Genomic DNA, 2632 nt, shown 5'->3' with positions numbered 1-2632 from the left:
TTCCCGGCTCGTCGACCGCGAGCGAGCGGGGATGCCACGCGACCTCGGCAGTGAGGTCGTCGGGCTCGAGCGCGAGGATGCCCGCTTCGATCGGCAGATCCTCGAAGAGAACCGGTTCGACGCGCTCGCCGGTTTCTCGGGTCGCAACCCAGACCTCGTCGGCTACCCCCATCGCGACGTCGTACTCGAGTTGCGCGCCGAGCGCGCGGGCGGCGCTGGCGTCGAGGTCAGGCTTGTTCTCGATCGCGACGATTCGCTCGAGCCAGTCCGGATAGGCCCACTTGCGCCGGATCTCGATGCGATTGCCGTTCTTTCTGGTCTCGAGGATGCCGCGGTCGTCGGCGCGATGGATCGCCTCGCGGACGTACCGCCACGGATAGCCGGGGTGTGGCAGCGCGTCGCGGTAGTAGGCCCACTCGGCGGGGGCATCGCGGACGAGATAGAGCAGATCGCTATCGAGCCGGTCGGGACCGAAGTTCGCGCGGCGGCGGAGCGCATCGGGATCGCACTCGAGAACGATGGTGTCCCAGCGCCGGCGCTTGGTGCCGAGCTGACGGGCGACGACGAACGCGCGGTCGTCGCTGGCGGACTCGTCCGGGGGCCACTCGCGTTCGGCCCACCGGCAGGTCCGCAGTTCGAACCCGAACTCGGCGGTGTGTGGGTCCACGCAGACCCTTGGGAACGCGAGTGCAAAAACGCTGCTCGATCGTATTGCCGTTTCCCGCCGTCCGGCCTTGAAACGCGCGACGAAATGTTGTTGTTTTTATATCTCCATTCGAGAAGAACAGGTGATGAGACGCCCTCATCCTCGCCTCGAGACGACCGGTGACGTGTTCGGCCACCGAGTACTCGCGCACGTGATCGATAACATCCTTCTGGCCGTACTTTTCGCGGCCATACTCTTCCCCGGGACGGTGTTCGGCGACCTCGGCGTTTCGATCGCGTTGATCGTCGGCTTCGCTGTCGTGATCACTTATTTCTTCCTGCTGGAGGGGTTTTGGGGGTATACGCCCGGGAAGTACCTGTTGGGACTGGTCGTCGTCAAATCCGACGGCTCGGACTGTACGGTCGGGGCATCGATCGTTCGGAACCTGCTGTGGCTCGTCGATAGTTTCCCGTTCGCGAATCTGGTCGCCGTCGCGTCGATACTGCTCACCGACGACGACCAGCGCGTCGGCGATCTCGCCGCGGATACGATCGTCGTTAAGCGCCACTAACGCGGCAATCGTCTCTCGGTCAGCGACGCCAAGCACTATCGAACGCCGATCACCTCGCGGGGAGAACTCGCTCCGGATTTACTCCTCGTCCTCCTCTTCCTCGCGTTCGTCGAGGAACTCGTGGGCGTCCTCGAGGATCTCTCGAGGCCCGTCCTGCGTGACGGTGTTGATCGCCTGGTCGTAATCGCGCCACTGGAGGTCGCGATGCTCGTTCGATAGTTCCGCGCTGGCCTCGAACGACTTCGCGATGAAGAGGTGAACGGTCTTGTGGATCGTCTTGCCGTTCGCCTCGAAGACGTAGTCGTAGTCCTTGCGGAAGCCGTCGAGTAGTCGGAACTGTTCGATACCTGCCTCTTCCGTTACTTCGCGGATCGCCGTCTGCTGAAGTTCTTCATCTCCTTCGACACCGCCCTTGGGAAACTCCCAATCGCCTGGGCGGCTCTTGAGTAGAAGATACTCGCGCCGGCCCCGCGTATCGCGGAAGAGGATCGCGCCTGCGCTCGTAGCTTCGACTGCCATTAACTGGGATAATAGGTGAGACGTTAAGAGAATATCGGACTGTTCGTCCAGCGTACACTGGTTCCGGACTCGATTTTCACGACGTCGTCGGGCGACCGACCGCAGTCGGTCACCGCTGGCGGAGCGACCGGTGCGTCTCAGCAGAGCGACCGATACGTCTCAGCAAGTTTTTACGCGCCGACCGTGGACGTATTCGACACCACCAGCCATGACCTTCGTCACCAGTCTCACCCTCCAAAGCGGCGATCGCGCTGCGCTCGATAGTATCGTCGAGGACATCAAAACCTCCGCGGAGCGGAAGGGGGCGGCATTGAAAGGTCCCCACTCACACCCGCCGGAGACGTTCTCGGTCCCCCAGTGCTGTCGGCTCCACGCCGACGACAATCGGCGCTTTTCCTCGTGGGAGTACACCGTTTTCACCCGCGAACTCGAGATTCACGGCCACGACAGCCTCGCGCGCAACATCGCTTCGCAGAACTTCCCCGACTCGGTTCACATCGAGGCCGAAGTCGAACAGATTCACGGCGCAGGCCGCGGCAACTGAGCGCGCCTCTGTCCGACCGTCTCCGCGATCCTCTCATCTCGTCGTGTGACTGTCGACAGCACTTTTCACTGTTCCCGACGAGGGCAAGATATGACCGCAAACGACCTCGTCTCGCTACGACGGGACCTCCATCGGAAACCCGAACCCGCCTGGCGGGAGTTCTATACCACCGCACGGATCGTCGACGAACTCGAGTCTCGGCTGGGCGACGAGCTCGCCGAACTCCACGTCGGCCCCGAAGCCATCGCCGCCGAGCATCGGATGGCGGTCCCTGACGACGCGGACCTCACTCACTGGTACGAGCGGGCGCGAGAGGCAGGGGTCGACCAGACCGTCCTCGAGCGACTCGAGG

General features: G+C 63.1%; 4 protein-coding genes and 1 pseudogene. 3 read left to right on the top strand and 2 right to left on the bottom strand.

What is annotated here, in order from left to right:
- Positions 1–667, bottom strand: a 667-nt coding sequence (locus PGX04_RS31530) for a DUF5787 family protein (RefSeq protein ID WP_273742082.1), incomplete at its 3' end; no start/stop codon positions are given.
- A gap of 124 nt (positions 668–791) precedes the next feature.
- Here PGX04_RS31530 and PGX04_RS31525 point away from each other — a divergent pair.
- Positions 792–1217 carry an RDD family protein gene (locus tag PGX04_RS31525; RefSeq protein WP_273742081.1) on the top strand — a complete coding sequence of 142 codons (426 nt, stop codon included), beginning with the start codon at positions 792–794 and terminating at the stop codon, positions 1215–1217.
- Positions 1218–1295: 78 nt separating this feature from the next.
- Here PGX04_RS31525 and PGX04_RS31520 read toward each other — a convergent pair whose 3' ends face one another.
- The gene (locus PGX04_RS31520; protein ID WP_273742080.1) at positions 1296–1736 is read right to left on the bottom strand and encodes a bis(5'-nucleosyl)-tetraphosphatase; all 441 of its coding nucleotides are present in this window, start codon (positions 1734–1736) and stop codon (positions 1296–1298) included.
- Between the two features lie 208 nt (positions 1737–1944).
- On the opposite strand from PGX04_RS31520, the gene PGX04_RS31515 reads away from it, so the two are divergent.
- Together PGX04_RS31515 and PGX04_RS31510 are read left to right on the top strand one after the other, a co-directional pair.
- Entirely contained in the window at positions 1945–2280 is a 336-nt protein-coding gene (locus tag PGX04_RS31515; RefSeq protein WP_273742079.1) for an uS10/mL48 family ribosomal protein, read from the top strand.
- A 90-nt stretch (positions 2281–2370) separates the two neighbouring features.
- Positions 2371–2632 (top strand): annotated as a pseudogene (locus tag PGX04_RS31510) (amidohydrolase); the annotation flags it as partial.

This window comes from Natrinema soli, assembly GCF_028618695.1.
This window is presented reverse-complemented; position numbering and strand designations above follow the sequence as displayed.